The following is a 24891-nucleotide window of genomic DNA, read 5'->3' as shown; positions in this document are numbered from 1 at the left end:
CACCCCGCAGTCTTTAGGCAGTCGATAAAGTCGCGCAACTACTTGCCGCCTTGTCTTGCACGATTCCTCGATGCCTGACAAGTTTTTCGACATTCTCAGTGATAAGTTTCTATATGGTTTTTCCAAAATGCGCAAGGAGGATATGCTCTGCTTCACTGTTCCACAGGCCGCTGTGACTGTCACAGCTGTCCGCCAGCTTTTTGAACAGCTCATCCTTTTCGCCCAGTGCACGGAAATCGTCAATAGCTGTCAGCGGCATACTGATATGGGTGTAAATCAGTTTTTTGCCGCCGGGAATGGAGGGCAGGTTTTCAGTCGTGTCGGCGACACAGTCAAGACCGCCAATATGGGTGACCATGACCGACGGATTGATTTTTCCGGCGGCGGACAGGTCGAGCGCTTCCACAAGGTCGTCGGTGTTGCCGCCGGTGGACCCCATAATGTGGGTGCTGATGTAATGGGTATTATACATATTAATGTTAGCGGAAAACTTGTTGTCGGTCGGGCCGGCGAAGAAATTGAGGCAGCCGTCAAAAGCGAGCAGGCTGTCTGACAGCTCCACCAGCGGACGAATCGGCGCCATGACGAGAATATCGTCGAAGCCTTTGCCGTCGGTCAGTGCCTTCAGTCCTTCGTACTGATCTTCCATCTTATTTGGATTGACGTATTTTAAGATAACGCCCAACTCGGCGGCTTTGGAAACCGGAACAACCTTTTCCGCGCGCGAAATGCGCTCCTCGCTGACGTCGGTTACAACGACCAGACGGGGCTTCTTCTCACCGCAGATGGCATATTCCACCGCGCCAAGACCCATGGGGCCCGCGCCGCCAACGATCAGCAGAGTTCCGTTTTCCTTAACACCGGAAGCGTGGTTGTAATTCAGCTTGTTGGTGTGGTAGTTGGAGTGGAAACCGCCGATGATGCAGGACATCGGTTCGCCGAGGGAAGCTTCAAAATAGCTGGGGCCGTTGTAGTGCAGCAGGCAGCCCAGCTCCATGACTTCGTGCGGGATGACGCAGTAGGTGCAGTCCCCGCCGAAAAATTCGTAGGAATAACCGGGGGAATTCAGGCTTCCTTTATAATTCAGGGCGGGCTGCTGCGCGAATTTTTCGCCCGGCGTAAATTCATGCTGCCATTTTGCTCCCACCTTTACAATATCGCCGGCAAATTCATGCCCGACGATGACGGGATTGGTGTCAATATTCTGAGGGGCACGTTTGTGCTTTTTTCCCTGTTTAATCAGTTTATAGGTGGACATGCAGATACTGTCGCTGACAACCTTGACCAGAATCTCATCGTCCTTTATTTCCGGCAGGTCAAACTCTTCAAGTCTCAAATCGTCTGCCCCGTACATTCTGACTGCTTTCGTCTTCATAGTAATTCCTTTCTCCAGCCTCTGAGGCCGGTTGGCTTTTTCAGCCGGGATCATTCGCCGCTGAACAAATTGTAGATTTTATTGGCGTCTCCGCTCTTTACCAGAGCTTCCACGGCTTCCGGGGTGTCCAGCTTCTCAACAATATTCCTTAAAATTTCAAGGTGTTCGTCGCCCACGGCGGCAATGCCCACCACCAGATAGACGGTTTCGCTGTCCCATAAGATTCCGTCCGGATAGACCATGACCACCAGTCCGGAAGAAATAATTTCTTTTTTGACTTCGCTTTCCCCGTGGGGAATGGCAATGCTGTTGCCGATACAGGTAGAAAGCTTTTTCTCTCTTGCGAGCATGCCGTTGACATAGGGTTCCGCGACGTAACCGCTTTCCACCAGCAGGTCTCCCGCGCGCCGGATGGCTTCTTCCTTATTCGCGGCGCTGCAGTTCAAAACAATATTCCGCTTCATCAGAAGCTCCGGCTTTTTTGCGTTTTTCTTAAAAAACATCATGTGTGTACCACCTTCTTATATCATAGACCGAAATTCATGGATTCACAGATAGAGTTCTTTGATTTTCTGTGTAAAGTACCCTTCCAGAATCTCTTGTATTTTTGTATAGGAAAGATCCCGGTTCCCGGATTTGAGCGCGTTTAGAAAATCTTCATCTTCAATCAGCGCGCTGCTGAGTTTCCCCATCATCTGACTGTTTTCTTTTCCGTCGGAACCTTTGGGAATGAGCATTACCACCGCCAGCACGGCGTTTTGCAAATATTCGCTGCAGAAGGGCGGGCGGCTGGGCAGGATCACCGCAAACACCGGCTTGCTTACCCCGCCGGTTTTGGCGTGAAGCAGAGCAAACTGGTAGTCGAACACTACCTGTGAACTGATTTTTTCTCTCGCCAGAAGATCGTTGAAAATCAGCCGACGGTTGGCGTCGCTGTTCCCGAAGCGCTGACTTGCCTGATTGACAAGCTCCGCGAATTTGATGTTTTCATCCGTGTAGGAAATCTCAAACTGGGACAGTACGGACTGAATGCTTTCCGCCATATCCCAGGTTTTATGCATTTGGCCGGAAGAGCCCCCGCTCTTTGTTTCAGGCGGGAACTGGCCTGCTTCCACATATGCGCAGCGGTTGATCTCTTCGCGGATTTTTTCCAGATCCTCGTCGGTGGGCAGGGGGCTGACCAGCAGATAGGAATACGGTACATCTTTGAGGGGGAAAGAGGAAACAAGGATATCCATATCCGGCGGGGAGCCTTCGGCCAAATCCTCCTGCGCATAGGTTTTAATCAGAACATCCGACTTAAAGGTATTTTTAATACGGGAGGACATTAAATAGGAAATGCCGATCCCGCTTGCGCAGACAACGCCGATGGTGACAATTTTGCGCTGGAGTTTCCGTTCTTTCATGCGGATGACCGCAGCGCCGAAATGGGTGGCAAGGTAGCCGATTTCCGCATCCGGTACGGCAAAGCCGTAGCTTTCCCAGATTACCTGAGCGGCATTTTTGCTTTTTTCAAAGATATCCGGATACATGGTGCGGATCTGTTCCAGCATATTGTTCTGAATGGCCATGTTGTGCTTGAGCCGGATCAGCGTGGGGTCCAGATGGACGATCAGCCCGCTCAGAAGCACCTCATCCGTTTTCAGCTCCTGTGCCTGTTCCGGATCAAACCGGTCGATCATCCGGTAAATCATGCGGATCAGCTCGTAATGATCGATGTAAAAATCATCATCCGGATCTTTATCAATATATTTTTGTTTTGCACTCTTTATATGGATACAAATATATGCCCTTTCCTCGTCGCAGATTTTAAACCGGAACGAATCTTCCAGCATATCCGCAACGGTGTCGGCGAGCGCATAGTCCTCGGTAGCTTTCAGTTTACGAATGGCGTCCGGTTCCATGGAGATGGTCTTTTGCCTGATAATTCTTTCTACCGCGATGGAAAGATAGATGACAAGCCTGAACCGGGAGGATTCCGTGAATCTTTCCAGCTTTTTGCTCGGGATCGTCTTCAGCGCGGAAATCACCTGATTAAAAATTTTGGCATCCAAAAGGGGATAAACGTCTATTTCCTCAGCCGGTTTTCCGTCCGGGCCGACAGATGCCTCCCAGTACTCTTCCCGACTGATATTTTCGTAGATAAATTGGGAAAGAGCCCGGCGGTAGGCTTCTTCGGTGCCTTCCAGAGCAACACCGTATCCCTGCCGCCGAGACAGATCCAAATCATTTTTCCGGAACCAGTCAGCAATCACATCCATGTCATTGCTGATGGTTCCTTCACTGACTTTGAACAGATTTGAGTAGTAATAGAGCTTCTGTACGCTCTGATTTTTTAAAATCTCCAGAATCAGGCGTTTTCTTCTGGATTCTTTATCCATAGGTTCCGGTTCTTCTTCACTGAGCAGCGCCTGGGCAAGCCGATCTCTGTCCTGTTCGCTTCCTTCCAGCCGGATGCCTACCCCTGATTTCGCATTGATCTTCAGGTTGTAGGCATGGAGCTGGGAATCGACGTTTTCCATATCACGGAAAAGCGTCCGCTTACTGGTGTTCAACAGGGCAGCAAGTTCGCTGACAGAAACGGGCTCCGTATTTTTCAGCAAAATACGAAACAAATGATTTAAACGCGGTGTAAAAGTCATTTGCAACCCCTCCCTGGTACCCATGGTACTATTTTTTTTCTACTCCGTATACAGTGTTTATGTACGGATTAAAACCGGGTTTCTTTGTTATATTGCCGAAGCAAGACCGCTGAGCTGATTGACCAGCTCATCATACTCCGGAGCCGCCATAAAGTTGGTAATGGTTACGAGCTGCGCGTTTGGAACGGCTTTTTTGGCTCTTTCCATCAGCTCGTGGTGGGTGACGACGATCTGTACGTCACGGGGAATATCTTCAATAGAGGAATGGAGAACCTGAATATCCAAACCGGCTTCCTTCAGCTTTTTGCTCAGGACTGTTGCGCCCATTGCGCTGGAGCCCATGCCGGCGTCGCAGGCAAACACGATTTTGCTGACGTTGACTTTGCGCAGTGCGGCAACAGCCTTTCCGCCTTTCATAGCCTTGACTTTGTCTTTGGCTTCGTCAAGGTTGTCTTCGTCCTTCGCCGTTGCCTTCAGAAGTACGAATGAAAGAGCAAAACTGACCGCTGCGGCGCAGCATACACCGAGGATGGTTCCAAGGAATCCGCCCTTCGGGGTCATCAGCAGGAACGCGATGATGCTTCCGGGGGAAGCGGCGGCGACAAGGCCGGCACCGAGGATTCCCTCAACAAAGGAACCGGTGATACCGCCGGCGATAACCGCAAGGATGAGGATCGGGTTCATCATGACATACGGGAAATAGATTTCATGAATACCGCCGAGGAAATGGATGATGACGGCGCCGGGAGCAGAGCTCTTTGCCGTGCCTTTTCCTGCGACACAGTAGGCAAGCAGCAGTCCAAGGCCGGGGCCCGGGTTTGCTTCCAGCATAAAGAAGATGGATTTGCCCATTTTGCCTGCCTGCTCAATTCCGAGCGGGGTCAGAATGCCGTGGTTGATTGCGTTGTTGAGGAACAGTACCTTCGCGGGCTCAATAAAGATCTGTGCCAGCGGGAGCAGTCCTGCTTTTACGAAGAAATCAACACCGGCAGCCATGCCGTTTGTCAGACCCACGCACAGCGGGTTAATCAGCAGGAACGCGATGATGCCGAGGATACCGCCGATGATACCGGCTGAGAAGTTGTCAACGAGCATTTCGAAGCCCGCTTTGACTTTGCCTGCAATCAGTTTGTCAAACTGCTTGATAACGTAGCCGCCCAGAGGGCCCATAATCATGACACCGAGGAACATGGGGATGTCCGCGCCGATGATTACGCCGATAGAGGCGATCGCGCCGACAACGGCGCCTCTCTGTCCGCCGACCATACGGCCGCCTGTGTAGCCGATTAGCAGCGGGAGCAGATACTTGAGCATCGGGTCAACCATTGTAGAGAGCTTTTCATTCGGCGTCCATCCGGTTTTGATGAACATCGCGGTGATAAGCCCCCAAGCAATGAAGGCCCCAATGTTCGGCATGACCATGCCGCTTAGGAATCTTCCGAAGCTTTGAACTTTTTCTTTCATTTTTACTCCGCCTTTCAACAAATAGTCCGAAATATTTCTGCTTAGATTATAAGCCGGAGTGCCTTACTTTCTCAAGAGAAACAAAAACAGATTTGGCACACAGAAATGATGCCAAATTTTAATAATTGCAATAATATATTTTGTGCAATATGCCAAATACAATATTTTCTTACTGGAAAAAGCCCCATGGAATCCCGTTTTGGAGCGCCAAAAAGTTGAGACAAGCAGCCGCTCTTTCCCCGCTTATGCAGAGAGCGGCTGAAACAAAAGCCTCTTTTTTCCAGGCGGGCGGCCATTTATACAAACAGTATTTGCAAAAGTTTACATAATGCTGTGGAATACTCGGGATTCTCTGTGGAAAACTTGGTTGAAAATGTTAATAAGTGTGGAAACCACCCCGATTTCCCGGTTGTGAATAGGGAATGTATAGAGCGTTATGTCAACCGGATGATTTGAATTTTAAAAACAATCAGTATTCTAACCTTTACCCAAGTGTGTTATAATAACGACGGATACTAAGAACGAATAAAAGTTTTGAGAAAATTTCCTTACACAGGCGGATAAAGGAGGATGGGAATTTGGCGAAAAAAAACGATGCTTTTGATTTGGAGCAGACGCTGGAGTGCGGGCAGTGCTTCCGCTGGGAAAAGCAGCAGGACGGTTCCTACACGGGCGTTGCCTCCGGCAGAATTTTAAATATTTCTGAGCAAAACCGGGGACATGTGCTGGACGACCCGTTCTGGAAACAGTATTTTGATCTACCACTCGACTACGAAGAAATCAGGGAAAATTTGGCGGCGGACGACCCCACGCTGGCCAGGGCGGCAAAATTTGCGCCCGGGATGCGGATTCTGAATCAGGAGCCCTGGGAGGCGCTCTGCTCGTTTATTTTTTCCCAGAACAATAATATTCCGAGAATCAAGGGGATTGTGTCCCGGTTCTGCGTTGGATTCGGTGAAAAGATCGGAAGCGGGTATTACGCTTTTCCGAAAGCAGAAAAGATCGCCGGCCTGTGCGAGCAGGACCTTGCACCCGTCCGATCCGGCTTCCGCGCAAAGTATATCCTGAGCGCCGCACGGAAGGTGGCGCAGGGGGAAGTTGATCTGGAAGCGCTCAAGACCGCGCCGCTCCCCGAAGCCCGCGAAAGTCTGATGACAATTCACGGCGTGGGGCAGAAGGTGGCGGACTGCACTTTGCTTTACGGACTGCACCGGCTGGAGGCGTTTCCCATGGATGTGTGGATGAAACGCGCGATGCGAACGCTTTTCCCCGGCAGGGAACCGGAGAGCTTTGGGGAATACGCCGGAATCGCGCAGCAGTACATCTTCCACTACAGCCGGAACCATCCGGAATTATTTGTGACGGAAAAGGAATCTGCGGCAGTCGGTATGTGAATAAAATTCACATACCGTTAAAAGATTCGCAAACTGTTAAATTTATCTTTCACTTTTTCGAGTTTTGGGATATAATAACAGTACAATAATTTTGGAGGTAATCACCATGCCATTAGTCAATACGGTAGAGATGTTTAAAAAGGCTTATGCCGGCGGGTACGCCATCGGCGCGTTCAATGTAAACAACATGGAAATCGTTCAGGGCATTACAGAAGCTTGTCAGGAGCTCAAAGCTCCCGTGATTCTTCAGGTTTCCGCGGGTGCGCGCAAATATGCGAATCACACTTATCTGACCAAACTGGTTGAAGCCGCTGTGATTGAAAACCCCGATATTCCGATTGCTCTTCACCTTGACCACGGTTCCTCCTATGAACTGTGCAAGGACTGTATCGACGGCGGATTTACTTCCGTTATGTTTGACGGTTCTTCCAAGCCTTACGAGGAGAATGTGGAAGAGGCGCGCAAAGTCGCGGAATACGCTCATAAATACAATGTAACCGTAGAAGCCGAGCTGGGCAAACTGGCCGGTGTGGAAGACGATGTCAAGGTTGAGGACGATAAGGCTCAGTTTACCGATCCGGACGAGGTACAGGATTTTGTCAAGCGCACTGGCGTGGACTCTCTTGCCATTGCAATCGGGACAAGCCACGGCGCCTATAAATTCAAGCCGGGCCAGAAGCCGAAGCTCCGTTTGGACATTCTGCAGGAGGTTTCCAACCGTCTGCCGGGCTTCCCGATTGTTCTGCACGGCGCTTCCTCCGTTATTCCCGAGTTTGTACAGATGATTAACCAGTACGGCGGCCAGATGCCGGATGCGATCGGCATTCCGGAGGAAATGCTCCGCGAGGCTGCGAAGATGGCTGTCTGCAAGATCAACATCGACTCCGACCTGCGCCTTGCCATGACGGCGAGTGTCCGCAAATATTTTGCGGAGAACCCGACCCACTTTGACCCAAGACAATACCTTGCCCCTGCACGCACAGCCATTAAAGAAATGGTTGAGCACAAGATCACGGCCGTTCTCGGCTGCGCGGGCAAAGCATAAAATAGTTCGTTTCCATGTAAAAAAGCCTGTCCGGTTTTCCGGACAGGCTTTTTTACGTTACGGAAAACCGGGTTTTGTAAGAAGCAAAGCGCTGAAGAGGAGCGGGGCGGGATTATTGAATCAAAAAAGTGAAATTTTAGCAATTTGGGATTGTAATCATTGTAAAAACAAGCTATAATTATCGTAAATTTGGTTGAACAATTGTATGGTTGTAACAATCAATCCCTGAAAGGAGTATCTATTGATGAAACAGTATCATGCAAAAAATATTCTCAACATTGCAATTGCGGGACACAGCGGCGCCGGGAAAACCAGCATCGCAGAGGCTATGCTGTATCTTTCCGGTGCAACCGACCGTTTTGGTAAGGTCGGTGAGGGAAGCACTGTCTGTGACTTTGATCCCGAAGAGATTAAGAGAAAAATCACCGTGACCACTGCGGTGGCCCCTTTGGAATGGAAGAATCACAAAATTAACCTGATAGATGCTCCGGGCCTTTTTGATTTTGAGGGTGGGATGTGCGAAGCGGTCCGCGCGGCGGACTCCGTTCTCGTTGCGGTTTCAGGCAAAAGCGGTGTTTCCGTCGGTACGGAAAAGGCGGTGGAAGCGGCCAACAAACGCGGACTGGCCAAAATTTTCTTTGTCAACGGCCTGTGTGACGAAAGCGCCCGTTTCTACAAGGTTTTTGAAGACCTGAAAGCCAGCTTCGGCCCGTCGGTCTGCCCTGTTGTGGTTCCGTTTATTGAGGACGGCAAAGCGAACATCTATATTAATATGCTGGAATACAAAGCATACGATTACCAGAACGGTAAACCGGTGGAAGTGAAGATGCCGGATATGGGAACCAGGCTGGAAGGGCTGCGCACCGCGATTTATGAGGCGGTGGCGGAAACCAGCGACGATATGTTTGAAAAATATTTTTCCGGTGAGCAGTTTACGCCGGAAGAAGTGATCGTGGGCGTCAGCAAAGGCGTCAAGTCCGGAACGATCTGCCCCGTATTCTGCGGGGACGCGCTGCTGATGAGGGGAATGGAGCAGTTCTTGGACGGCCTGACCTGGCTGGCCCCTTCCGCGGAGGACAAGAGCGGGGAAATCGGCGCGGATGTGGACGGCAACCCGGTGGAGCTTTCCGTCAACGACGATGCCGCGACCGCCGCAATTGTGTTTAAGACCATTGCCGACCCGTTTATCGGCAAACTGTCCTATCTGAAGGTGATTTCCGGAAAGGTAGCGACGGACTCCCAGCTGCTGAACATGCGCACCGGAAACATGGAGCGCATCGGCAAGACGGTTATCATGCACGGCAAGAAGCAGGAGGACGCGGCCTATATCGGCGCGGGCGACATCGGCGCGGTTCTGAAGCTTCAGGGGGTCAGCACGGGGGATACCCTGTGTTCTCCGGCCAGAAAAGTGACGCTGGAAGGCATCACTTACCCGAACGCCACGCTTTCTATGTCGGTGGTGCCAAAGAACAAAGGGGAAGAAGATAAAGTCGCACAGGGCATTTTCCGCTTGGCGGATGAAGATCCCACCATTAAATTCTCAACCAACGCGGAAACGCACCAGATGGTGCTGTCCGGCATGGGGGAGCAGCATCTCGATATTATCATTTCCAAGTTAAAAAATAAATTCGGCGTAGAGGTCACGCTGCAAAAGCCGCGCGTGCCTTACCGCGAAACCATCCGTAAAAAGGTGCAGGTGCAGGGCCGTTACAAGAAGCAGACCGGCGGTCACGGGCAGTTCGGCGACATTTGGGTCGAATTTGAACCCTGTGACAGCGAAGGGCTGGAATTCGGCGAGCGCGTCGTGGGCGGCGCGGTGCCGAAGAATTTCTTCCCGGCGGTTGAAAAGGGACTGCGTGAATCCATTGTCAAGGGCCCGCTTGCCGGGTACCCGGTGGTCGGACTGAGAGCCACCCTGTACGACGGCTCCTACCATCCGGTGGATTCCTCCGAAATGTCCTTCAAGATGGCGGCGAATCTGGCTTATAAAGCGGGGATGCCGATTGCGACCCCCGTGCTGCTGGAACCGATCGGCACGCTGAAATGCACGGTGCCCGACGCCAACATGGGCGACATTATGGGCGAGGTCAACAAGCGCCGCGGCCGTGTGCTGGGCATGAACCCGGAGGAGAACGGCAGGCAGGTTGTGGAAGCCGAAATTCCGATGGCGGAAATGCACGACTTCACCACCTTCGTGCGTCAGTCCACACAGGGCAGAGGGTCGTTCACCTTTGATTTCTGCCGCTATGAGGAGGCGCCGCCGCAGGTTGCGCAGAAGGTAATTGAGGAATCAAAAACCGCGGAAGCGGAAGAATAAACAGACGATTGCAAACAGCCGCCGGAAACGGGGGCTGTTTTTGCATTTTTTTCCGTCCCACCGCATATTTATCTTTTACAAGGGGGCGGGAATATGTTTATTCTCTCGATTAAGGCCGGCAGAAAAAAGATCTTGATCGGTCTGGCGGCGATTTTACTGGTTGTAACCGCAGCGATTGTTGTGACGAAACTGTTCCATTCTGAACCAGTTGCCTCGGCTGACGGGAAAAAGTACTCTCTGTCCGCCGGTTCCAATGACCAGCGTGTATCCTTCTTAAAACAGTTTGGCTGGCAGGTGAATACCGAGCCGCTTGAAATGAAGGACGTAATCATTCCTGCGCAGTTCGATGACGTTTATCTTCAGTACAACAATATTCAGAAGGAGCAGGGGCTTGACCTGTCCCAATACGCGGGGAAAACCTGTATACAGTGGGTTTATGCCGTTACGAATTATCCGGGAGCCACGGACGTCCGGGCAACTCTGCTTGTTTACGACAACCGGGTCATCGGCGGGGATTTAAGTACCGCGCAGCTGGACGGATTTATGACCGGATTCTCCGGCGAAAAGTCCAGCAACGATTACAGTGAGCCAATACAGGAAAATCCCAACGCGGCTTCAACAGATCCAAACGCTGCCTCCGCCGCTCCGAACACGGCTTCCGCCGAGCCGAATGACGCCGCCGCGACTGCTGTTTCCCAAATACCGGCAAACGCCTGGCCGACGGACTGACGCGCAGGGGACAAAATCCGCATTGACCGGCAAGGCGGAATCGTTTAAACTAAAGGGACAGGAAAAACACGGAGGATGAGCAAATGAGTATAGAACGGCTTGACAAAATACTGGCTTCACAGAATTTGGGCAGCCGCAGGGACGCCGGGGCAATGATTCGCCGCGGCGTTGCTGCGGTGAACGGAAGTGTGGTCAAAAAAGCCGATTATAAGGTGGACACGCAGTCCGACGAGGTGACGGTGAACGGGGAACCCCTGGTGATTCGGGAGTTTCTTTACCTGATGATGAACAAGCCCGCCGGTGTGCTTTCGGCTTCCCGGGATACGCGGGCGCAGACCGTGGTGGATCTGCTGCCGCCGGAGCTGAAGCGGCGCGGCCTTTTTCCGGCGGGACGGCTGGACAGGGATACGGAAGGGCTGCTCATCATTACCGACGACGGCGCGTTTGCCCACCGGATGCTGGCGCCGAAAAGCCATGTGTACAAGCTTTACGAGGCGGTTCTGGCCCGTCCGGTCAGCACACAGGATATTGCCGCGTTTGAAAACGGGGTGGAGCTGAACGACATGACGTGCCTGCCCGCACAGCTGCAGGTTCTGGAGGAGGGGGAGACCCCGCTTGTCCGGGTAAGAATCCGGGAGGGAAAGTTCCACCAGGTGAAGCGGATGTTTCTGGCGAGGGGGAACGAGGTGCTCAAGCTCAAAAGAGTACAGATCGGCGAGCTGAAGCTGGATGATAAACTGGCTCCCGGAGCCGCGCGGGAACTGGACAACTCCGAACGATCCGCCATTTTCAGCCAATCTTCGCTAGCCAATGTATACTAAATTCGCGGTTTGTTTTTGTGTTTTATCAGATTTCCATAATTCCAAAACGTAAAGTTTGGACAAAAAACGGCTGTTAATCCCCTGTGGCATCTGTTATCATGAATTCACTAAAGTACGAAATGCCCTTATTGGGACAGGTTGAAACGAACAGTATGAGATTTCAGGAGGATGATTATGGCAAACGTTACGTTAAAGAATATCTATAAGGTCTATGAAGGAGGCGTAACCGCAGTTACGGACTTCAACCTTGAAATTGCCGACAAGGAATTTATCATTCTGGTCGGTCCTTCCGGATGCGGAAAATCCACGACCCTGCGGATGATTGCCGGTCTGGAAGAAATCAGCAAGGGGGAACTGTATATCGGAGAAACGCTGGCAAACGATATTGCCCCGAAAGACCGCGATATTGCAATGGTGTTCCAGAACTATGCACTTTATCCCCACATGACTGTCTTTGACAATATGGCTTTCGGATTGAAGATCCGCAAGATACCGAAGGACGAAATCAAGCGCCGCGTGGAAGAGGCCGCAAAGATTCTGGATATTTCCCATCTGCTTGACAGAAAGCCGAAGGCTCTGTCCGGCGGCCAGCGCCAGCGTGTTGCCCTTGGACGTGCCATCGTCCGTGACCCGAAGGTCTTCCTTTTGGATGAGCCGCTGTCTAACCTGGACGCCAAGCTGCGCGCACAGATGAGGACGGAAATTTCCAAGCTGCACAAAAGACTGGGAACCACCTTTATTTATGTTACCCACGATCAGACCGAGGCCATGACCATGGGCGACCGTATCGTTGTCATGAAGGACGGATTTATCCAGCAGGTCGACACCCCGCAGAACCTGTACGACAATCCGGTGAACGAGTTTGTCGCCGGCTTTATGGGTTCCCCGCAAATGAACTTTATCGACACGGAAATTGAAAGCAGGGACGGCCGCTACTTCCTGAAATTCGGCCAGTACAGCATCGCGATTCCCGAAGGGAAGGACAAGGACGGCGTGCTGAAGGATTATGTGGGCAAAGCGGTTGTGTTTGGTATTCGCCCGGAAGATGTGCACGACGAGCCGGAATTCCTTGCGAAAGCAAAGGACGGCATTGTAAAAGCCGGTGTGGAAGTAACCGAACTGATGGGAGCGGAAACCTATCTATACCTGAGCTGCGAGGGCAGTGATATTACCGCCAGGGTGGAGCCGACCTCTACGGCAAAGACGGGCGACACCATTGAAATTGCCTTTAACCTCCAGAAAATGCATTTGTTTGATAAGGAAACGGAAAAAACAATTCTGAACTGATTGAGATTGATTCCAAAGGCCGCGTCGAAAGACACGGCCTTTTTTCTGAATAGGAAACAATTCCCTTGAAATTGCCCGCAGAGGAGGAAATCCACGGGTAAAACTGTGATAAATTTGTCAAAATTCTGCTAAAATTGATATTTTTTTATTTTATGTTCAATACATAGTTGAAAAATGCATTGAATTTATGTAAAATGTATGTAGCATACTATAATATTTCAGCAGATTACACAAGTCATATGAAGTGAGGGAGAGCTATGTCCAATAGATTATTTCAGGGAGTTATCCACCAGATGCGCGATGCAATTGACCGTACAATCGGTGTGATTGATGAAACTTCGGTTATCATAGCGTGCAGCGAGCTTGGCCGTATTGGCGAAGTGAACGACAGCATTACCGCTGAGGTTTTGGCAACACCCGGAACTTTTGTGGTCAACGGCTATACTTTTAAGTCATTTGGCAGCCGCCCCAGACCGGAATACGCCGTTTTTGTTTCCGGCAGCGACCCGGAAGCAGGCCGCTATGCTTCCCTGCTGGCTGTTTCACTGAGCAGCATCAAGCAGTACTATGATGAAAAATACGACCGCGGTAATTTTATCAAGAATGTCATTTTGGATAATATTCTGCCCGGCGATATTTATCTGAAAGCCAGAGAGCTCCGCTTTAACGCTGATGTGAACCGTGTCTGTATGCTGATTAAAATTACAAGCAAATCCGATATTTCGGCTTACGATGTGGTACAGAATCTTTTCCCGGATAAAAACAAGGACTTTATTATCAATATCAACGAAAACGATATCGCGCTGGTGAAAGAAATCCGCGCCGGAATTGAGCCGAAGGATCTGGAAAAGCTGGCAAGTTCCATTGTGGACACTCTTTCGAGCGAATTCTACACTCATTGCGTGGTCGGAATCGGCACCACGGTTACCGGAATCAAGGATTTGGCCCGCTCCTTCAAAGAAGCACAGGTCGCGCTGGAAGTCGGCAAGGTGTTCGACACGGAGAAGCCGATTGTCAGCTACGACAATCTTGGCATTGCCCGTCTGATTTATCAGCTGCCCACCACTCTGTGCGACATGTTCCTGAAGGAAGTCTTTAAGCGCGGCTCCATTGAATCGCTGGATCACGAGACCCTGTTTACCATTCAGCGCTTTTTTGAAAACAACCTGAATGTTTCTGAAACCTCCCGCAAGCTGTTTGTCCACAGAAATACGCTGGTTTACAGGCTGGAGAAGATTAAGAAAATCACCGGGCTGGATCTGCGCGAGTTTGAGGACGCCATTGTCTTTAAAGTCGCCCTTATGGTAAAGAAGTATCTTTCTTCCAACCCAGTTAAATTCTGACAGAGAAATGAAAAAAGAGAGAAAGATTACAGATTTATTACAAATTAATTCCCGATTGGAATAATAAATTTGCCACCCATTGGTATTATGTAAACATGCCAATGGGTTTTGGTTTTTTTGCTTTTTTATGGTGATTTATGTGGAATGAAAACGGATACTGATTCTTCAATCAGTATGAACGAATTTAATGGAGCGATTACATTGATAGAATTTCAAAATGTAAGTAAAACATATTCCAACGGGACAAAAGCGCTCAAAGATGTGAACCTGAAAGTGGACAAGGGCGAATTTGTCTTTATTGTTGGTTCTTCCGGCGCGGGGAAAAGCACCTTTCTCAAACTGATTATGTGTGAGGAGAAAGCCAGCGAGGGAGAAATTATTGTCAACGGCAGGCAGCTTTCCACGCTGAGAAGGCGGGACGTGCCATATATGCGCCGGACCATGGGAATTGTCTTTCAGGATTTTCGCCTGATCGACAATATGACGGTGTTTGAAAACGTGGCCTTTGCCATGCATATTGTGGGTGCGACAAACCGGGAAATCCATAAGCGGGTTCCGTACATACTGGGGCTTGTGGATCTTCAGAATAAGGCAATGTGCCACCCGGCGGAGCTTTCCGGCGGCGAGCAGCAGCGGGTCGGCCTTGCGCGCGCGCTGATTAACAATCCGAAGCTGATTATTGCGGACGAGCCTACGGGAAACATTGACCCGGCTCTTTCCTTTGAAATTGTGGATCTGCTCAATGAAATCAATCGCCGCGGCACCACCATCCTGATGGTGACGCACGAACATTCGCTGGTCAAGCATTTCCACCGCAGAGTGGTGGAAATTCACGGCGGAAGCATTGTGGCGGATACTGCCGCGCAGAAGGAGGGCCGTCATGAGGTTTAACGGACTGGGGTACCTGATGAAGGAAGGCACCAAAAACATCTGGAACAACCGCACCATGAGCTTTGCCTCTGTCGGCGTGCTGATTTCGTGTCTGCTGCTGACGGGCGCGGCCGTGCTTTTTTCGTATAATATTGATTCCGCGATGAAAACGCTGGAGGGCAGCAATTCCGTCAAAATTTATATGACCCAGGATTTGCCCACTCTTTCCGCCATTAAGGTCGGGGAGGAAATTAAAAAGCTCGACAATATTGAGACCTGTGAATTCGTGCCGAAGGACGACGCCATCCAGCAATACATGAATATTCTGGGCGACAAGGACGGCACCATGCTGCAGGGGATGACCGGCAAGGAAAACCCGCTTCCGGACGCGTTTAAGGTCTCGTTCAAGGATCTTTCCAAATACAAGGAAACGGCGGCGCAAATCCAAAAAATCGCGGGCGTTGCCAGTATCAACGATTATTCCGATGTGGCACAGAAGCTGACTAATCTGGACAGGATGATCACCATGGTAGGATTCTGGATTATTCTGCTGCTCAGCCTGGTTTCTCTGTTCATTATTTCCAATACGATTCGTGTTACCATGTTCTCGCGGCGCGTGGAGATCAGCATTATGAAGTCCGTGGGCGCGACAAACTGGTTTATCCGGGTTCCGTTTATTGTGGAGGGCATGATTATCGGGATTGTGTCGGGGCTGCTTTCCAGCCTGATCCTGCTGCTTCTTTACAATAAAATGATGACATCTATTACATCTATTATGCTGTTTTCCCCTGTTGACATACAGCCGCTTGCGTGGGCACTTACGCTGGCGTTTGTTCTGGCCGGCATGCTGTTCGGCGCGGTCGGCGGCGTGATTTCCATCAGCAAATATCTGAAAAAAGAGGGAGGAGAGATTGTTGGCTGGTAAAAAATGGGCCAAGGGCCTGGTCGCCGTTGTTCTGGCGCTGGCAATGATTTTTACTCCTCAGGTTGCCATGCCCGCGTCGGCTGCCAAAAGCCTGAGCCAGCTCCAAAAGGAGCAGACGGAATTAAAAAAGAAACAGGCGCAGGTTGCCGCCAAGCTGAAAACACTGAAGGCTGACAAAGCCCAGAAGCAGCAGTATAAGGCGGCGCTGGACACACAGGTAGCCACCGTTCAGAGCCAGATTGACGTTTTAAATCAGCAGATCAGGGTTCTTGACGGGGATATTTCCCAAAAAGAAGCGCAGATTGCTGATAAACAGAAAAGTATCAACACAAACTATGAGCAGCTGAAGCAAAGGCTGCGCGCGCTCTACCTGACGGGCGAAGCGTCCAACCTCGAAATTATCCTCAGCGCAAAAAGTGTGGTGGATCTTGCGGATAAAACGGAGGCCATTCAGGCAATTACCACGCACGACACCAATTTAATCAATACGCTGAAATCCGATATGGACAGCATTAAAACACAGAAGCAGGAAATAGAGTCCAACAGGGAGAGCGTCGCCAACGCAAAGGTGACGCTGAATACCAAGCAAAGTGAACTGACTTCCCTTGTCAACGAAACCCAGGCGGTTATTGCGGAGATTGCCCAGAATGAGTCCGACGCCAACCAGGAAAGCAAAAAGCTTGCCGAGCAGCGTAAAAAAGCGGATGCCGCGATTGACCAGTGGTATAAGGACTATTATGCTTCGCAGAAGGGAACCGGCGGCAGCGGCGGTTATGTCAGCAAGGGCAACTTTACCTGGCCTGTGCCCGGGGTAACCAATATAACCAGTGGGTATGGGTACCGGTGGGGAAGTCTGCACAAAGGAATTGATATTTCTTCCGCGGGGGTTTACGGTAAGCCGATTGTCGCCGCTGATTCCGGCAAGGTAATGATGGCCGGCTGGGGCAATTACGGTACCGGCTACGGCGGGTACGGCTATGTTGTTGCCATTGACCACGGTGGCGGATACTCTACCCTGTACGGCCACTGCAGCAGTGTGGCCGTCAGCAAGGGACAGACCGTGAAAAAGGGACAGGTGATCGCCTATGTCGGAAGTTCGGGCGATTCCACCGGCGCCCACCTTCATTTCGAAATCCGTGTAAACGGTGTGGCAAAGAATCCGATGAACTGGTTCAGCAGATAGTCCGGAAAGGAAAATCCAGAATAAGGAATGATTGATTCGATATGAGCAGAAAGCTGACCTGGGGCGCAGCCGTCGCCCTCGTTGCCATTACGGCCTCCGTTACGGTTTCGCTGACTTATGTTTATGCGATGAAGAACTTTAACACCAAGGTAGCGGATATTAACGCGCGCCAGGCAATGTATACCAAGCTGAGTGAAATTGACCAGAAGGCCAGGCAGGACTATATCGGCGCGGTGGATGAGACCGTCTTGAACGACGGCATCTGCGCCGGGTATGTGGCCGGGCTGGGAGACGCTCAGGCCAAATATCTTTCAGCTGAAAAGTATAAGGCGTATGTCAGCGGAAACAGCGGAAAGAATATCGGCGTGGGAATTAAGACCGCCCGCGATAATGACGGCAATATGGAAGTCATTGAAGTAATGCCGAATTCGCCCGCCGAAAAGAGCGGAATTAAAAAGGGAGACACCATTGTCAGCATGGACGACAAGGAAATTGTGCGCATTACTTACGGCGACGCGCTCAATAAGCTGGACGGTGTTTCCGGTTCCAAAGTAAAGTTCGGGATTCTGCGCAAAACGGCGAATGCCGATGCTGCCAGCGGGACGGAGGAAAAAGCGGAAAAGCTCAGCATTACCGTGACCCGCGCGGAGTATACCGAGCGGACGATCAGTTCCTCCATGATTAACGGCAACGTGGCCTATCTGAAAATCAGTGAATTTACGGACGACAACGCGGAGCAGTTCAACACGCTGCTCAGTCAGCGAATCAAAGATGGCGCGGCTGGGATTGTTGTCGACCTGAGAAACAATTCCGGCGGAAGTGTCGGCGGGATGGCTGCCATGTTGGACACTCTGGTGCCCGCGGGCAATACCGTCAGCTATCAGAATAAGGCCGGAAAGATCACCGTGGAACACACTTCCAACGCAAACGAGGTCAGTCTTCCGATTTCGGTGATAGTGGACCGCAACACGTTCGGCGCTGCCGAAATTTTTGCTTCCGACATCAAGGACTATAAAAAAGGCCTGCTGGTCGGGGAAAAGACGGCGGGCTTCGGTACCAAGGATGAGGTGAAGCCGCTTTCCGACGGATCGGCGATCATCCTCTCTGTGGCAAATTACCTGACCCTGAACGGAAATGTCTTTAACGGCAAGGGCATTGACGTGGATGTGAGCAAACAGCTGAGCGATGCCCAGCGGGCGCTGCTGGTGAAAAATCAGCTGGCGGGCGATCAGGACGCGCAGCTGCAGGCGGCGGTTTCCGCGCTGATCCGGCAGGGGGCGGCGGTTTCACAGGCTCCCGGCACCGCGGCGGAGCAGCCCGCACAGACAGAAGCCGCAGCGGACTGAACCGGCTTTGGGGATATGCGATTGCATATCCCTGTTTTTTCCGGAAAATCGATTCGCGCGGGCGGATTTTATTGACAGAACGGCGCCGTATCACTATAATGTAGATATTATAAAAAATGCAGCAATCCCATTTTACAGTTATCAGGATTGAAAGTGTTCCTCCCCTGCCGTCGGCGGAAGAGGAACATAAAATTATTCTGCAGGGAAATGGGAAATGATGCAAAGAAAATATAAAAAATTTGTATCGAAAAGGTGGTTATTATAGATGGTTAAACAGGTTATTCTGACTAAAGAAGGTCTTGAAAAGCTTGAGAATGAGCTTGATGAGCTGAAAAGCGTCAAACGTAAGGAAGTTGCGGAAAAAATTAAGGTGGCTCTTTCCTTCGGTGACTTGTCCGAAAACAGTGAATATGATGAGGCCAAAAACGATCAGGCCATCGTGGAAGCCCGTATTGCGGATATTGAGGTGATGCTGAAAAACGTCAAGGTGATTGACGAAGACGAGCTCAGCAATGAAAATATCCATATCGGCTCAAAAGTGGAAGTAAGGGTGACGAACCCCGCTACCGGAAACAGCAGCGTTGCCAACTATAAAATTGTCGGTTCCAACGAAGCGGATCCGCTCAGCGGGAGCATTTCCGACGAATCGCTGGTTGGCAAGTCCCTGCTGAATCACGGAATCGGTGATAAAATAAACGTTGAAGTTCCTGCCGGAGTAATGGAGTACGAGGTTCTTACAATCTCCAAATGATGATTTGGAGCGGAAGTGAATTTATGATTTAGGAGAGTTACAAATGAGCGAAAAGATCAATGAGACGAACGAAACCAGCCAGCCGGAGCAGGACGTCAGTGAGCTGCTGCAAATTCGCAGAGACAAGCTGACTGCGCTTCAGCAGGCCGGCAGGGATCCGTTTGCCATAACGGCCTGTCCGCGGGATATTACCGCGCAGGAAATCCGTGACCGTTTTGAAGAGCTTGAAAACTGTGACGTATGCATCGCGGGCCGGGTAATGAGCTGGCGCGACATGGGAAAAGCAAGCTTTTTGGACATCCACGACCGCAGCGGCAGAATCCAGGTTTACCTGAAAATTGACCAGGTGGGCGAAGAAAGCTACAATGACCTGAAAAGCTACTGGGATCTGGGCGACATTGTCAGCATAAAGGGATATGTTTTCAGAACCCGCAGGGGAGAAATCTCCGTTCATGCAAAAGAAATCAAGCTGCTCTCCAAATCACTGCTGCCAATGCCGGAAAAATTCCATGGGTTGAAAGACACCGATCTGCGCTACCGTCAGCGCTATCTTGACCTGATTGTGAACCCGGAGGTCAAAGACACGTTTATCAAGCGCAGCGAAATTGTGAGAACCATTCGGAATTTCCTGGATGAGAAGTCCTACATTGAAGTGGAAACTCCCGTGCTCAGCAATATTGCGGGCGGCGCTACCGCGCGTCCGTTTATCACACACCACAATACGCTGGATATTGACATGTACCTGAGAATCGCGACGGAACTGCACCTGAAAAGGCTGATCGTCGGCGGGATGGAACGTGTCTATGAAATCGGCCGTATTTTCCGTAACGAGGGCATGGATGTGAAGCACAATCCCGAGTTTACCACGATTGAGCTTTATGAAGCCTACACGGATTATTGCGGGATGATGGAAATTACGGAAAATATGATCCACGAGTGCGCTATGAAATCATGCGGTACCGATAAAATTACTTATCAGGGCGAAGAGGTCGACCTGGCTGTGCCGTTTAAGCGTCTTTCTATGAACGACGCGATCAAAGAGTACACGGGAATCGATTTTCTGTCCTTCAAGGGAGATACCGAAAAGGCAATCGCGGTCGCGAAGGAATTTGGCCTTGTGACCAAGGGCACCGACAGATGGGGCGATATCATGTCGCTGGTGTTTGAGGAAAAGGTGGAAGAGAACCTTCTGCAGCCGACCTTCATTTACGATTACCCCGTGGAGGTTTCTCCGCTGACCAAGCGCAGGCAGGACTGCCCGGAGCTGGTTGAACGGTTTGAGCTGTTCATTACGCGCCGCGAGCTGGCAAACGCTTACTCCGAGCTGAACGACCCGATTGACCAGCGCGGACGCTTTATGCACCAGATGGAGCTGCGCGAAGCTGGCGACGAGGAAGCCAACATGATCGACGAAGATTTCCTGACTTCACTGGAATACGGAATGCCGCCGACCGGCGGTATGGGAATGGGCATTGACCGTTTGGTCATGCTCCTGACCGACAGTGCGTCCATCCGCGACGTGCTTTTGTTCCCGACAATGAAGCCGAGGGATTAATGAGATTCATAAAAAGTCCAAGGCCAAAGCCTTGGATTTTTTTTGTGTAAATCATGGTTGCAATCAGCTCTGGGAAAATTGCTGGGCTGGCAGCCGATGGGTGTCTGCAAAGAAATAGAGTCGTTTAATCAGCAAGCAGCAGGGTCTCCTTATCTTTTAATATTCTAAATAGTAAAAATAGGCACGATTAAAAGAGATATATTGATATTAAAGATAAATACCAATAAATAGGGAGGATTGTCAAATGGCAACTTTCAAAACAAATGATGGTGTTGAAATTTATTATGAAGTGACGGGAGAAGGCAAGCCCTTGTTTATGCTTCCGGGCTGGACGTGTACCACAAAGTTCTGGAAGAAAAATGTGACGGAGCTTTCTAAAACCTGCAAGGTCATTTGCATGGATATGCGAGGCCACGGGGAATCCGAAAAAGTAATGCACAGCCACCGGATTTCTCGCTATGCAATGGATGTTAAAAATCTGCTGGATTATCTCAATGTGAGTGATGTAACGGTTTTAGGCTGGTCAATGGGAGCATCCATTCTTTGGAGCTACATAGAGCTGTTTGGGAACTACAGGCTGAAAGGGCTTGTTTGTGTGGATCAGGCACCGTTGCAATACACGGGTCCCGACTGGCAATGGGGGCAGAATGGCTGTTATGACGTTGAGATGTTTATCCGGACTTGCTATGACATAAAATATAATCCCCGCGGTGCAGCCGAGGGTTTGGCATACGCCTGTCTGCACCATGAGCCGGATTCGGAAGAGCTCAAATTCATTGCGGATGAAATATCCAAATGCCCTCCGTATGTGCGCATTGAAATTATGAGAGATCATACGAATCTTGATTGGCGTGATTTTATTCCCCAAATTAAGCTTCCCGCGCTTGTTTGTGTAGCCAGGAACAGCAATGTATTCCCGTGGCAGGGGAGTGCCTGGGTGGGCGAACATATTGAAGGAGCAAAAACAGAATTCTTTGAGAACTCGGGTCATATGCTGTTCTGGGAAGAGGCTGAGAAATTCAATAGCGTCGTAAAAGACTTTGTAGAGCAAATTAATAAATAATATAAATAAAGGCACAAAAATGAACCTGAAAAACAATTTTTTTCAGGTTCAAATTGTATAAAGGTCATTCCTCAATAAAGCGATTTAGTCCCACTTCATCCAAAATCACCACTTCCCGGTAGTGGGTGGCGGTCCAGCCCTTTTGGGAGAATTCCCGGAGGACGCGGCTGACGGTGACGCGCGACACGCCCGCCAGAGCGGCCAGATCTTCGTGGGTGGCGGGTACGGTTTTATTCTTTTCCAGACTGAGCAGCAGCCGCGCAAGGCGCTGGTCAGCCTGCAGAAAGGTCATGGAATTGACCTGTGCGGAAAGCATGCGGATGGTCTGCGACAGGTAGGTAAGCAGATACATGGCAAGCTGGGGCTCCCGGCGGATACAGTCCATCAGGCTTTGACGGGTCACGGTGATAATTTCGGATTTTACCATCGTCTTCGCGCTGGAAACTCTGGGCATACCGTCAAAGAAGGCCGCTTCACCAAAAATACTGCCCGGTTCCAGAACGGTAAGCGTTTTTTCCATCCCGCTTTCCGAACTGATAAAGATTTTTACCTTTCCGCGCTTTAAGTAATAAAATTCACCGGCGGGAGCTTCCTGCCAGTAAATCATACGGTTCTTTTCGTAATGGCGGGGGGTGTGGGATTTTTCCAGCACATCCCCTATGTTTTTTTGTTGGAAAAGCTCCATTCTGAACCCTCTTTTCGTTTATTTTTACAATTGTATCATATGTTACATTCTTTTTGCAAGATTCATGTAATAATACCATCAATGAATCGGCCGTATTCGCCGCCGGAGCAAAGGGCGGTACAAAAGCGGACGAATGATAGGAGGATATCACGATGGGAATGACGATGACACAGAAGATTCTGGCCGCGCACGCCGGGCTGGATTGCGTGGAAGCCGGACAGCTGATTGAGGCGAAGCTCGATCTTGTCCTTGGCAACGACATCACCTCGCCTGTGGCAATCAACGAATTTGAAAAGTGCGGCGCTTCCTCAGTTTTTGATAAGGATAAAATCGCGCTGGTTCTCGATCACTTTACCCCGAACAAGGACATTAAAGCCGCGGAACAGTGCCGGCAGGTGCGCGGGTTTGCGGAAAAATATCAGATCACCAATTTTTTTGATGTGGGACAGATGGGCATTGAGCACGCACTTCTGCCGGAAAAGGGTTTGGTCGGGCCGGGCGACTGCGTAATCGGAGCGGATTCTCACACCTGCACCTACGGCGCACTCGGCGCGTTTTCCACGGGCGTCGGTTCCACCGACATGGCAGCGGGCATGATTTCCGGAAAGACCTGGTTCAAGGTTCCCTCCGCCATCCGGGTGGTTCTGAAGAACAAGCCCGCCAAATGGGTCAGCGGCAAGGACGTGATTCTGCACCTGATCGGAATGATTGGGGTGGACGGAGCATTGTACCGTTCGCTGGAATTCACTGGTGACGGGGTAAAGGAGCTTTCCATAGACGACCGCCTCAGCATTGCAAACATGGCAATTGAAGCCGGAGCGAAAAACGGGATTTTCCCGGTGGACGAAGTGACGCTCGCCTACGAAAAAGACCGCTTCCAGCGGGAACCGGTTGTCTACACGGCGGACGAGGACGCCGTTTACGACGAGACGTACGAAATAGACCTTTCGCAGCTCAGACCGACGGTAGCGTTTCCGCACCTGCCGGAGAACACACGGGTGATCGACAACGTCGGTGAAATCAGGATTGACCAGAGCGTAATCGGCTCCTGCACCAACGGGCGGATTGAAGATCTGCGCATTGCGGCTTCGATTCTGAAGGGGAAAAAGGTTGCGAAACATGTGCGGTGCATCGTTCTTCCGGGTACGCAGGCCATTTATCTGCAGGCACTGCGCGAGGGTCTGGCTGAAATTTTTGTAGAAGCAGGCGCCGTGTTCAGCACACCGACCTGCGGGCCCTGCCTTGGCGGGCACATGGGCATTCTGGGCAAGGGTGAGCGCGCGGTTTCCACCACCAACCGCAATTTTGTAGGCCGCATGGGACATGTGGAATCGGAAGTATATCTTGCAAGCCCGGCCATTGCCGCCGCGAGCGCCGTGGCGGGCTATATTGCCGACCCGGATAAACTGGACTGAGGAGGGATTGAAATGAACGCACACGGATTTGTTCATAAATACGGAGACAATGTCGATACCGACGTGATTATTCCCGCAAGATACCTGAACACCGCCTCCCATGAGGAGCTGGCTTCTCACTGCATGGAGGATATCGACAGCGATTTTGTTAAGAAGGTAAAGAAGGGCGATATCATCGTCGCCGCGAAAAATTTTGGCTGCGGATCTTCCCGTGAGCACGCACCCATTGCCATTCAGGCAAGCGGGGTGTCCTGCGTGATCGCGTCCACCTTTGCCCGTATCTTTTACCGCAACGCCATCAACATCGGGCTGCCGATTTTGGAATGTGACGAAGCCGCCGAGGATATTCGGGCGGGCGACGAGGTAGAGGTGGATTTTAACACCGGCGTGATTAAAAATCTGTCGAGCGGGAAAAGCTATAAGGCTCAGCCGTTTCCGCCGTTTATTCAGAATATCATCGCAAAAGGCGGGCTATTAAACAGCATTATGAAATAACGCGGCCTGCGGGGCCCGGATTTTTCATTATTTTCAGGGAGCGCTGAGGCGCTCCCTTTTCTTATGCCGGACAGATGCCATGATGAATTGGTTAAAAACCGGAAGCAGTGCCGCTTGGCTCATTCATACAATATTCAAAAACTTTTATAAAAAATTCATGACTTTTCAGGTGAATTCCCTTATAAT

At 50.7% G+C, this 24891-nt stretch carries 21 protein-coding genes; 16 read left to right on the top strand and 5 right to left on the bottom strand.

Translation table 11 applies throughout. The annotated features are described in order from the left end of the window. Positions 1-109 precede the first annotated feature (109 nt). The 4 genes from J5W02_RS07985 to J5W02_RS07970 all read right to left on the bottom strand — a co-directional run bounded on the left by J5W02_RS07985 (position 110) and on the right by J5W02_RS07970 (position 5481). A complete protein-coding gene (locus J5W02_RS07985) occupies positions 110-1375 on the bottom strand; it encodes a zinc-binding dehydrogenase (protein WP_219965136.1) in 1266 nt (421 codons plus the stop codon). A gap of 50 nt (positions 1376-1425) precedes the next feature. Continuing rightward, complete coding sequence (locus J5W02_RS07980; RefSeq protein ID WP_219965135.1) at positions 1426-1881, bottom strand: PTS sugar transporter subunit IIA; 456 nt, start codon at positions 1879-1881, stop codon at positions 1426-1428. Between the two features lie 42 nt (positions 1882-1923). After that, the gene (locus J5W02_RS07975; protein ID WP_219965134.1) at positions 1924-4017 is read right to left on the bottom strand and encodes a BglG family transcription antiterminator; all 2094 of its coding nucleotides are present in this window, start codon (positions 4015-4017) and stop codon (positions 1924-1926) included. 87 nt (positions 4018-4104) lie between these two features. Further along, the gene (locus tag J5W02_RS07970; protein ID WP_255575623.1) at positions 4105-5481 is read right to left on the bottom strand and encodes a PTS mannitol transporter subunit IICB; all 1377 of its coding nucleotides are present in this window, start codon (positions 5479-5481) and stop codon (positions 4105-4107) included. Positions 5482-6059: 578 nt separating this feature from the next. Between J5W02_RS07970 and J5W02_RS07965 the strand changes: the two genes are divergently transcribed. The 14 genes from J5W02_RS07965 (at position 6060) to J5W02_RS07900 (ending at position 22110) form a co-directional block, all read left to right on the top strand. After that, a complete protein-coding gene (locus J5W02_RS07965) occupies positions 6060-6875 on the top strand; it encodes a DNA-3-methyladenine glycosylase family protein (RefSeq protein WP_255575622.1) in 816 nt (271 codons plus the stop codon). A gap of 106 nt (positions 6876-6981) precedes the next feature. Next, positions 6982-7920, top strand: a complete 939-nt coding sequence (gene fba / locus J5W02_RS07960; RefSeq protein ID WP_219965133.1) for a class II fructose-1,6-bisphosphate aldolase — start codon at positions 6982-6984, stop codon at positions 7918-7920. Positions 7921-8164: 244 nt separating this feature from the next. Next, entirely contained in the window at positions 8165-10237 is a 2073-nt protein-coding gene (locus J5W02_RS07955) for an elongation factor G (protein WP_219965132.1), read from the top strand. A gap of 93 nt (positions 10238-10330) precedes the next feature. Then, positions 10331-10966: a DUF4830 domain-containing protein gene (locus tag J5W02_RS07950; RefSeq protein WP_219965131.1), complete on the top strand. Its 636-nt coding sequence runs from the start codon at positions 10331-10333 to the stop codon at positions 10964-10966. An 83-nt stretch (positions 10967-11049) separates the two neighbouring features. Further along, the gene (locus J5W02_RS07945) at positions 11050-11787 is read left to right on the top strand and encodes a pseudouridine synthase (protein WP_219965130.1); all 738 of its coding nucleotides are present in this window, start codon (positions 11050-11052) and stop codon (positions 11785-11787) included. Between the two features lie 174 nt (positions 11788-11961). Beyond that, positions 11962-13074, top strand: a complete 1113-nt coding sequence (locus tag J5W02_RS07940) for an ABC transporter ATP-binding protein (protein ID WP_219965129.1) — start codon at positions 11962-11964, stop codon at positions 13072-13074. Positions 13075-13331: 257 nt separating this feature from the next. Beyond that, positions 13332-14417 carry a PucR family transcriptional regulator gene (locus tag J5W02_RS07935; protein WP_219965128.1) on the top strand — a complete coding sequence of 362 codons (1086 nt, stop codon included), beginning with the start codon at positions 13332-13334 and terminating at the stop codon, positions 14415-14417. Between the two features lie 201 nt (positions 14418-14618). Next, entirely contained in the window at positions 14619-15308 is a 690-nt protein-coding gene (ftsE, locus tag J5W02_RS07930; RefSeq protein WP_219965298.1) for a cell division ATP-binding protein FtsE, read from the top strand. Continuing rightward, on the top strand, positions 15298-16212 hold the full coding sequence (gene ftsX / locus J5W02_RS07925) for a permease-like cell division protein FtsX (RefSeq protein ID WP_219965127.1): 915 nt from the start codon (positions 15298-15300) through the stop codon (positions 16210-16212). Before ftsE ends, ftsX begins: the two co-directional genes overlap by 11 nt. After that, complete coding sequence (locus J5W02_RS07920; protein ID WP_219965126.1) at positions 16202-17395, top strand: murein hydrolase activator EnvC family protein; 1194 nt, start codon at positions 16202-16204, stop codon at positions 17393-17395. The genes ftsX and J5W02_RS07920 overlap by 11 nt, the downstream gene beginning before the upstream one ends. 41 nt (positions 17396-17436) lie before the next feature. Further along, the gene (locus J5W02_RS07915; RefSeq protein ID WP_219965125.1) at positions 17437-18741 is read left to right on the top strand and encodes a S41 family peptidase; all 1305 of its coding nucleotides are present in this window, start codon (positions 17437-17439) and stop codon (positions 18739-18741) included. Positions 18742-19006: 265 nt separating this feature from the next. Continuing rightward, positions 19007-19492, top strand: a complete 486-nt coding sequence (gene greA / locus J5W02_RS07910) for a transcription elongation factor GreA (protein ID WP_219965124.1) — start codon at positions 19007-19009, stop codon at positions 19490-19492. Between the two features lie 43 nt (positions 19493-19535). After that, positions 19536-21047, top strand: coding sequence for a lysine--tRNA ligase (gene lysS / locus J5W02_RS07905; RefSeq protein WP_219965123.1), 1512 nt, complete (start codon positions 19536-19538; stop codon positions 21045-21047). Positions 21048-21291: 244 nt separating this feature from the next. Next, complete coding sequence (locus J5W02_RS07900; RefSeq protein ID WP_219965122.1) at positions 21292-22110, top strand: alpha/beta fold hydrolase; 819 nt, start codon at positions 21292-21294, stop codon at positions 22108-22110. 64 nt (positions 22111-22174) lie between these two features. On the opposite strand, the gene J5W02_RS07895 is transcribed toward J5W02_RS07900, so the two are convergent. Further along, positions 22175-22795, bottom strand: a complete 621-nt coding sequence (locus J5W02_RS07895) for a Crp/Fnr family transcriptional regulator (protein ID WP_219965121.1) — start codon at positions 22793-22795, stop codon at positions 22175-22177. A gap of 152 nt (positions 22796-22947) precedes the next feature. Here J5W02_RS07895 and leuC point away from each other — a divergent pair, with 152 nt between their 5' ends. Together leuC and leuD are read left to right on the top strand one after the other, a co-directional pair. Then, on the top strand, positions 22948-24210 hold the full coding sequence (gene leuC, locus J5W02_RS07890; RefSeq protein WP_219965120.1) for a 3-isopropylmalate dehydratase large subunit: 1263 nt from the start codon (positions 22948-22950) through the stop codon (positions 24208-24210). Between the two features lie 12 nt (positions 24211-24222). Beyond that, on the top strand, positions 24223-24705 hold the full coding sequence (gene leuD, locus J5W02_RS07885; protein WP_219965119.1) for a 3-isopropylmalate dehydratase small subunit: 483 nt from the start codon (positions 24223-24225) through the stop codon (positions 24703-24705). Positions 24706-24891: the final 186 nt, after the last annotated feature.

The sequence above is a fragment of the Caproiciproducens faecalis genome (assembly GCF_019448085.1).
Lineage (GTDB): Bacteria > Bacillota > Clostridia > Oscillospirales > Acutalibacteraceae > Caproiciproducens > Caproiciproducens faecalis.
The sequence above is the reverse complement of the archived record's forward strand: the minus strand, read 5'-3'. Positions and strand labels throughout refer to the sequence as shown.